Annotated in this window: 11 protein-coding genes and 1 pseudogene; 8 read left to right on the forward strand and 4 right to left on the reverse strand. The window is 29.5% G+C overall.

The annotated features are described in order from the left end of the window. A pseudogene (locus CN514_RS20895) lies at positions 1–309 on the reverse strand (cupredoxin domain-containing protein); the annotation flags it as partial. Positions 310–505: 196 nt separating this feature from the next. Between CN514_RS20895 and CN514_RS20900 the strand changes: the two are divergent. Further along, positions 506–886: a FixH family protein gene (locus tag CN514_RS20900; RefSeq protein WP_176526009.1), complete on the forward strand. Its 381-nt coding sequence runs from the start codon at positions 506–508 to the stop codon at positions 884–886. A gap of 127 nt (positions 887–1,013) precedes the next feature. On the opposite strand, the gene CN514_RS20905 is transcribed toward CN514_RS20900, so the two are convergent. Next, on the reverse strand, positions 1,014–1,454 hold the full coding sequence (locus CN514_RS20905) for a cupredoxin domain-containing protein (protein ID WP_069032110.1): 441 nt from the start codon (positions 1,452–1,454) through the stop codon (positions 1,014–1,016). A gap of 201 nt (positions 1,455–1,655) precedes the next feature. On the opposite strand from CN514_RS20905, the gene CN514_RS20910 reads away from it, so the two are divergent. From CN514_RS20910 to CN514_RS20930, 5 genes are all read left to right on the forward strand, one after another. After that, the gene (locus tag CN514_RS20910) at positions 1,656–2,411 is read left to right on the forward strand and encodes a sporulation protein (RefSeq protein WP_098234239.1); all 756 of its coding nucleotides are present in this window, start codon (positions 1,656–1,658) and stop codon (positions 2,409–2,411) included. Positions 2,412–2,590: 179 nt separating this feature from the next. Beyond that, positions 2,591–2,887, forward strand: coding sequence for a hypothetical protein (locus CN514_RS20915; protein WP_098234240.1), 297 nt, complete (start codon positions 2,591–2,593; stop codon positions 2,885–2,887). Positions 2,888–2,984: 97 nt separating this feature from the next. Beyond that, positions 2,985–3,293 (forward strand): hypothetical protein, encoded by a 309-nt coding sequence (locus CN514_RS20920; protein WP_098234241.1) that lies wholly within the window; start codon positions 2,985–2,987, stop codon positions 3,291–3,293. Between the two features lie 14 nt (positions 3,294–3,307). Then, positions 3,308–3,631 (forward strand): DUF2085 domain-containing protein, encoded by a 324-nt coding sequence (locus CN514_RS20925; protein WP_098234242.1) that lies wholly within the window; start codon positions 3,308–3,310, stop codon positions 3,629–3,631. Positions 3,632–3,714: 83 nt separating this feature from the next. Beyond that, positions 3,715–3,846: a DUF4023 domain-containing protein gene (locus CN514_RS20930; RefSeq protein WP_056466015.1), complete on the forward strand. Its 132-nt coding sequence runs from the start codon at positions 3,715–3,717 to the stop codon at positions 3,844–3,846. 99 nt (positions 3,847–3,945) lie between these two features. Here the strand turns inward: CN514_RS20930 and CN514_RS20935 are convergent, their stop codons facing one another. Beyond that, complete coding sequence (locus CN514_RS20935; RefSeq protein WP_069032114.1) at positions 3,946–4,098, reverse strand: YpzG family protein; 153 nt, start codon at positions 4,096–4,098, stop codon at positions 3,946–3,948. A gap of 272 nt (positions 4,099–4,370) precedes the next feature. Here CN514_RS20935 and CN514_RS20940 point away from each other — a divergent pair, with 272 nt between their 5' ends. After that, complete coding sequence (locus CN514_RS20940; protein WP_176526010.1) at positions 4,371–5,246, forward strand: phosphotransferase; 876 nt, start codon at positions 4,371–4,373, stop codon at positions 5,244–5,246. Positions 5,247–5,403: 157 nt separating this feature from the next. Further along, positions 5,404–6,189 carry a DUF4931 domain-containing protein gene (locus CN514_RS20945; protein ID WP_483295025.1) on the forward strand — a complete coding sequence of 262 codons (786 nt, stop codon included), beginning with the start codon at positions 5,404–5,406 and terminating at the stop codon, positions 6,187–6,189. 87 nt (positions 6,190–6,276) lie between these two features. On the opposite strand, the gene CN514_RS20950 is transcribed toward CN514_RS20945, so the two are convergent. Continuing rightward, positions 6,277–6,768, reverse strand: coding sequence for a DinB family protein (locus tag CN514_RS20950; protein WP_176526011.1), 492 nt, complete (start codon positions 6,766–6,768; stop codon positions 6,277–6,279). Between the last annotated feature and the right edge of the window lie 108 nt (positions 6,769–6,876).

A 6,876-nucleotide genomic window follows, 5' to 3' on the forward strand; every position in this document is an offset into this window, starting at 1 on the left:
TCCCATCATTCCACCCATAATTCCCGCAGTTATACCTTCTAGTACAGCCATTAATGATAAAGGTTTACCTGTTAAGTATCCTATTAATATGCCTGCAGTCATTGAAATAATTGTAGGAATCGTTAAATCTGTATTCCGAAAAAAAATACCAAAGATTGTACCTACGGTGACACTTGTCATCATTGAATTCGTCATACTGATCATTTTTCCAGCTGTACAAGAAAGTTTTTCTTTTTTTCTATTTGCGATTAAGATGACATATGATGAAAGTAGAACAGTTAAGACAATGCTAGCCCATTCTAAGAACATTAAGTTAAACTCCTCCCTATGTAGGATCTTTAGTTGTTTGAGTTATAACGTTCAATTATATGTTGAAAAAGCTTAATTGTATGATGAGATTACAATAATTTATTTTTAATTTATGCTTTCACATTTTTATTACAAATTTAATTAACCTTTTTAAGTAAAGTAAAGGTGAGAATTTTTCTAAAAAGGAGTGATGTTAATGAAGAAATTCTTTTACATATTCATAACTATGTTATGTATTTTACTAGTTTGTTCTGGTTGTGGAAAAAAGGCTGAAGTTAAATCGAGCCCTTTTTTAGATCATATTCAATTATCAATTAACGAAAAAAAATTAACAAATAAAAACCATACAAATGTGTATCAAGTAAATTTAGTAGATTCAGAAGGAAAAGAAGTAGATGTTGATTCGATTAATTTTAAAATGGAAATGAAAAGTATGAATCATCACGTTGAAGCGAGTATGAAGAAAATAAATACAGGTATTTATGAAGTGAGCTTGGAACTGCCAATGGAAGGTACTTGGAGTAAACAAATTACTTTAAAAAAGGGTAAAAATGAACGTAGAGTATCAATTAAATAAAGAAGAACAGGAAAAAGATAGTAAATTTAGTAAACTAGACTATTTTTACTATCTTTTTTTCATTAAATACAATTGGTTGTCCATTTAAGCCAGATTGGTTTACTTGCTTCTTCTATTAAATAATTAATTAATCTACAACAATATAACCAATCATCGGTGCCCCGTCATGGGAATGTGTATCACAAATTAATCGGTATGTACCTTCTTTTTTAAAGAATAAAGGTACTTCAGTCGTTTTACCTTTGACAACTACACCCGTGATATTTGTTCCTTCGATATGGAAACTATGTTCTTTTCCGTTTATTCCATGAATTTTTAAATTTACTTTTTGGTTTTTTTCAACAACTATCGTACCTGGATCCCATCTATAAGCTTCAATTTCCGTTCCATCATCTAGCTTTGTACTGAATTCGGCTGTAATCATATCGATGTCTATTGTTTTTACGTGCTGCTGCTCTACTGCAGTTTGAACTGAATTTGGAGTTAAGTAGTACCAACCACTTAATCCAATCACTACAAGGAGAAAGCAAATTAATAACCATTTTTTCTTAATAAAGATAAAGTGCATAAGACACCTCCAAAAATAATTTCATATTATAAAATATGCTTATCCTATTAATAACTTGTCTACTAATTCTACTTTCATAAGTTTCATAATTATTTCTTTTATACGAAATGTATAGAAGGGAATAATTACTAAATTTAGATTATTCAAGAATGGTAATCTACTATATAATGGAAATGTAGTAATTTTTTTGGAGGGGATCTGATGTTTAAAAAAGTACTAGCTAGACTAGGAATTGGAGCAGCTTCGGTAGATACAATTATTCATACTAAAGATTTATATCCAGGAAAAAATGTTGAAGGTGTAGTTGAAATTAAAGGTGGTTCAGTTGCACAAGAAATTAATCATATTGGGCTTAAATTAAAGTCTTACGCTAAAAAGAAAAGTGGAGACGATGAGGTAAACGTTAAAATTCAATTACATGAAGAACGTGTATCCGGCAAAATGAAAATTGAAGCCAATGAAGAAAAAGTAATTCCTTTTTCGTTCCAATTGCCATTTTACACACCGATTACATTAAGACATGGCCAAGTTTGGATTGAGACTGATTTAGATATCGATTTAAGTATAGACCCAACAGATACTGATTTCTTAAAGGTTCATGCACATGAAGAATTAGCAAACTTTGTAGAAGCATTTAAAATTTTGGGCTTCCGTTTACGTCAGGTTGAGGTGGAGGCTCAAAATGGTCGATTCTATCAAGAGTGGGAGTTTGTTCCAAGCTCTAAAAGGGAATGGCGATTTGATGAAATTGAATGTATGATCGAACCGAATAAAGATGGACTGTTTATGGTGGTAGCAGTAGATAAAGCTGGTTCATATCGTGGTTTAACAGGTTTACTACAAGAGTCATTGGGATTAGATGAAAAGAAAACATCCCTTAGCTTTAAAAATGAGCAACTCAAAGATGTGCAATCAATTGCAAATTCGCTTAGGGCTTTTTTACAACAATATAACTAATTAAAAAGTAAGAGACAGTTTTTGTCTCTTGCTTTTTAATTTTTACACTATCTGAAATTCTCATTCTTTAGACTGAATTTAAATGGAATTTATAATAAAAACTATCCGTAAAAGAATTTATCGAATACAATAGGATTTATTAGAAAAAATTAACATTTTTATGGTGAAAAGGAGATTATATGAGATCTAACGTAAAAAATATGAAATGGATTTCGGGTGGTTTTGAAGCATTACTCGGCATACCTGTTTTAGGTGGTTCAATCGTTATTGGTTTTGGTTATACGCCATTATTTATAGCTTTAGTCCTCCACATTATTACACTCGTGTTAGCGAAAAAAGCCGGAGTCTCTGCGAGTGGAAATATTTTTGGGATTGTAACTTCTTGTCTTGCATGGATTCCAATATTAGGTATGATTATGCATATTCTATCAGCCATTTTTATTTTAATCGGTGCAGCGACTCAACGTTCAAAATAGAAGGATTTATAGGTAGGATATAATTAGCATGTTTGTTACTAAGAACAAGACTAACATCAGGTTAGTCTTTCATTAATTTTAAGAAAGAGTGGTAAAGTTGGTCTTTTTCTTAATCAGTGGTTTTTTCATTCTTCTTATTTTAGGAATTGTTTTAATTATAAAAGGCTTTTTAGTAAAAGGACTAATTTTGATTAGTGCAAGTATCGTTTTTGGAATTATTATGATTATTTACTATGAGCGGAGAAGACAGAATAGGGGATTCGATTGGTGTGATTGCGGTGATTTTGGTTTTATACCAGATTGTGACATCCCTAATTGTGATATTCCTAATTGTCATCATCACATGCCTGATTGCACACCGGATTGTGCACCTGATTGTGATTGTAGCCCAGATTGTCCAAGCTAATAGGGGGATTATTTTTGATTTTAAATTGGATTCCATGTCATCGTAAGCAAGAAAGGTCGTTTCATATAGGTTTTTATACTTTTCCACTTTGTGCAAGGTGTACTGCCATACTTATGGGTTATTTGTTTCTTCCCTTTCTATTTATGATCTCATCATATATATTTTGGTGGTACATTCCTATTTTAATGACACCGTTATTAATTGATGGGTATACACAAAAATGGAAATGGAGAGAAAGCAATAATTTCTTACGTTTCATAACAGGGTTCTTATTTGGAATTGCTCAAACAATCTTGATTGTAAGGTCTGTTTTATTTTTGTTACAAATTCTTATGTAACTTCTAAATCACGCTAATATGAATTTTTTCCTACCTAATTGGTAAAAGTAACATTTAGATTCTTTACTAAGGAGGATTAAAAAATGGAAGATACACATGAATTTGTCGAAAAATTACATGAAAAACAAAGAAAAGACCAAAAAAATAAAGAACACCAAGGTAATGGAACACCAAACGAAAAATTACCGACTAAGCAACATGGAACAAATAAATAATGATTGTTTTACTAGCCGTGGCAATTGTCATGGCTAGTTTTTATTTGATAAAAGAAAGGAAGACATCTAAATGTCTTCCTGCTCCTTAATTATCCATTTTTACCATCTATGTGCCTTAGCATTGCTTCTTAAAATGATCGTGTTTTGAGACTCCATAGTATGTCCATTGACTTGTGATTTAGCATGTTTAGGTCTAGTCCAATTGTGGTAAAATTTTTGAGAATGAGGATCTAAATGATTTTTTAATGTCATGTTTGATTCACCTCTAAGATAATTTAGGATATCTTTGATATTCATTTGAATATCGTTGTTAGTATTTGAAACTTAGTCGAAAAAGATACTATGTTAAGTCACTAAATTAGATTTAGATTTATTTAATTTGTTTATTCAATAAAGATTATTATCACTACTATAGATTTTAATTGAAATTCAATAAGTTAAATTTATTTTAAAGGAATTATTTATATTTTATTGAATTCTTTTAAGTTTAAAATAAATATATTTGATTTGAAAGGATTTAAATGATGGAAAAATTAATAATAAACATACTAAAACAATTTCCATTATCAGTTCATTCAATTGAGATTGTAAAGGACTTTAACATACAAAAATGGCATAACGATAAACATTTTAAAATTTTAGTTAACAACACCGCTTATTCAGCTAGATTTATTAGTATACATCGCTCAAATAATGATTCAGTTAAAATTATTGAAGAACAAATAATATTCACAGAATTTTTAGTTGAAAATAGAATTCCATTTATGCAGATTGTTAAATCTAGAATGAATGAACGTTTTTTGAGCGTTTTAATTGATAATCAGTCGTATCGTTTTATATTATTTAAATGGATAGATGGAATACATATTAATAACTTTAATCATATGATTACCGAAAAAGTTGGAATGATGGCAGCTGGTTTTCATGAGACAGCGGCTCGATTTAAATCAAATTCTTTTCCTAAAAAATCACATTTAATTGCATATGAAGGTTTTGTGAATAGTCTTATTGTTGAATTAAATTCAACAGAAATTTTGGAAGAAAATAAGACATTACTAAGTGAATACTTAGAATTAACAAAACTTCATATAAACAATGCACAAACTGATCAATTTGAATTTATTATTCAGTCAGATTTGAATCCACTAAATATTATTTGGGATATTGAGGATCAAACTATAAAAGGAATAGTTGATTTTGAATCGATTACTTATGTTGATCGAATTGAGGGGTTAGCATGGATAATTAAATGGTATTCAAAATCAAGTGAGACATCTAACGACAGGTCAAAGAATTTAACTGAAAAATTTATGAATAAATTTAGTGAGCATTTTCAGATTGGAACAGAGCATATTGATCGACTTTCTTCATTACTTTGGCTATCTGGGTGCATAAATTAGGGATTTTATCGAAAGACTTCAAATTTAATCAATACAAATGAAAATAAATGAAAACAGCATTTAGATTATTATTTAAAAATAGGAGAAGAATTAAAGGCGTTATTAAATTAAAGACATTGGTTAATATACTTTTTTCAAAGGGGAAACCGTAATGGATATTCAAAATGAGGTCTTACAATTTAAGATGGATATAGGCGTTAAAAAACCTGATAGTATTAAAAATAAAGAAGTTAAATGCCCATTCTGTGATCGTGGAAACTTAACGGATATTATCGATACATCTGGCTCGATCATTTATTTGAAAAATAAATTTCCAACATTAGAAGATACTTTTCAAACTGTTATTATTGAAAGCGATGATTGTGAAGGAGATCCTTCGAGTTATTCATTAACACATTTGACAGAATTACTAGCCTTTGCAATTGATAAATGGGATGAAATGGAATCGACAGGAGAATACAAAACTGTTATTTTATATAAAAATCATGGCCCATTATCAGGGGGAACACTAAGTCATCCGCATATGCAAATTGTTGGCTTGAAAAATATTGATTACAGCAAAAAAGTAACAGATGTGTATTTCGAGGGGATAATAATTTCGTCGGGTAAAGGTTATGAATTAAACATTTCTACTCATCCAATTATGGGATTTAGAGAATTCAATATTCTTATTGATGATCAGAAATTTATTCCACAAATGGCCGTCTACCTACAAACGGTTACACATTATTTACTCAACCATTTTTATAAAGGACTTCAAAGCTATAATTTATTCTTTTATAAATGGAAGGGGAAAATTATTTGTAAAATTATTCCTAGATTTGTTGTATCGCCATTATTTATCGGCTATTCAATTTCTCAAGTGTCAAATCAGTTAGAAGTACATAAAGATCAAATACTTAGTCTTTACCAAAAAGAATTAGAGGTAATTTCTTCAATATAAAAAAGAGCTTACGCATTGTAAGCTCTTTTTCATATCGTTGAGAGGTTTTAGTAAAACTTAGCTAGAATCAACTTCAAAGAATCATGTCTATTTAATAAATAGTTCGTTTTTTAATTCTCTAATTTGCTCAATATGACGTTTTTCATGAACACCTATAAAAGGAATCCATTGTTTTAAATTGATTTGTCCAAAAATCGGATGTGGCATGCCTTTATCATCCAATTTATGAACTTTAGTTAGTTCAACAAATTCATGTAGTGATTTTCTAGATTGGTTCAATTTCTCAGTCATTTCCATTTTAGTAATGAATTGATCAGTTGGTTCAAAATGAGGTGGAGAGGTTATTTTTTTAGTACGATCAGTCGCTAGGTGAATTGGCTTATCTTGAATAACTTCACTAGGTGCTTCATTAAATGTACGTGTCATTAGCTTTACTAATTTAGATTCCATTATGTATAAATGTTCAAGAACTTGCATAATTGACCATTTTTCATTATTTACCTTCTTATTTAACTGTTCATCAGTTAAATGTTCAATAACTTCCAAAAGTTCTTCACGAATTTGGATATTTTCTTTCAAAAGATATTCCCCATTTCTATTTTTAATAATTGTAAATCAAAATTTTTTCAGACTCTATGAATCTAAAAATTGAGTATTACTTATTTAGATAAATATTATGAGTAATCA

Origin of the sequence: Bacillus sp. AFS001701, from assembly GCF_002559405.1 — a bacterium.
Taxonomy (GTDB): Bacteria; Bacillota; Bacilli; order Bacillales; family Bacillaceae_G; genus Gottfriedia.

What these genes read in the sequence shown, in the direction of transcription:
- CN514_RS20905 (WP_069032110.1), bottom strand. Translation starts at nt 1,454, where the DNA reads ATGCACTTTATCTTTATTAAGAAAAAATGGTTATTAATTTGCTTTCTC.
- CN514_RS20935 (WP_069032114.1), bottom strand. Translation starts at nt 4,098, where the DNA reads ATGACATTAAAAAATCATTTAGATCCTCATTCTCAAAAATTTTACCAC.
- CN514_RS20910 (WP_098234239.1), top strand. Translation starts at nt 1,656, where the DNA reads ATGTTTAAAAAAGTACTAGCTAGACTAGGAATTGGAGCAGCTTCGGTA.
- CN514_RS20930 (WP_056466015.1), top strand. Translation starts at nt 3,715, where the DNA reads ATGGAAGATACACATGAATTTGTCGAAAAATTACATGAAAAACAAAGA.
- CN514_RS20940 (WP_176526010.1), top strand. Translation starts at nt 4,371, where the DNA reads ATGGAAAAATTAATAATAAACATACTAAAACAATTTCCATTATCAGTT.
- CN514_RS20900 (WP_176526009.1), top strand. Translation starts at nt 506, where the DNA reads ATGAAGAAATTCTTTTACATATTCATAACTATGTTATGTATTTTACTA.
- CN514_RS20915 (WP_098234240.1), top strand. Translation starts at nt 2,591, where the DNA reads ATGAGATCTAACGTAAAAAATATGAAATGGATTTCGGGTGGTTTTGAA.